Genomic DNA, 704 nt, shown 5'->3' with positions numbered 1-704 from the left:
TTGTGATCACCCAACCTTCTTCATCTGTGATGTTTAAATCAGCAAATGCTTCGGTATTTGGAATCAAACCAACATAAATGAAGACACCATCTGTATCCACGTCAGTAATTTCACCAGTTTTAACGTTTTCAACGGCTAAACCAGTGACTTTCATGTCGTCTCCTTTGATTTCTTTGACAACTGTATCCCATGTGAAATCAACCTTATCGTTAGACATAGCACGGTCTTGTAAGATTTTTTGAGCCCGTAATTCGTCACGACGGTGAACGATATTCACGTTTTTACCAAATTGCGTTAAGTAAGTCCCTTCTTCAACAGCTGAGTCACCTCCACCGATTACACGAAGGTCTTTATCACGGAAGAAAGCCCCGTCACAAACCGCACAGTAAGAAACACCGCGGCCTGAGTATTTATCTTCACCTGGCACACCCAATTTACGGTGAACAGAACCAGTTGCGATAATGATCGCTTTAGCTTGGTAAGTTTTACCCATATCTGTTTCCAGTAAATGCGCCCTTTCATTCGGCGTTACTTTAGTGACCGTCCCAAATTCGTGGACCACACCAAATTGCATTGCCCCTTCATACATTTCATTAGCCAAGTCTGGTCCTTGGATGTTTTTGAAACCAGGGTAATTTTCGACATCCGCTGTATTGACCAATTCGCCCCCAGGGATTCCACGTTCTAATAATGCTACGGACAAG

General features: G+C 43.0%; 1 protein-coding gene. It reads right to left on the bottom strand.

Annotated features, from left to right (window positions below; all coding sequences use genetic code 11):
- A partial coding sequence (locus tag ACRCJ0_RS17645; protein ID WP_431391449.1) for an NAD(P)/FAD-dependent oxidoreductase occupies nt 1–704 on the bottom strand: 704 nt, incomplete at both ends.

The organism is Aerococcus sp. L_32 (assembly GCF_050689315.1).
The sequence above is the reverse complement of the archived record's forward strand: the minus strand, read 5'-3'. Positions and strand labels throughout refer to the sequence as shown.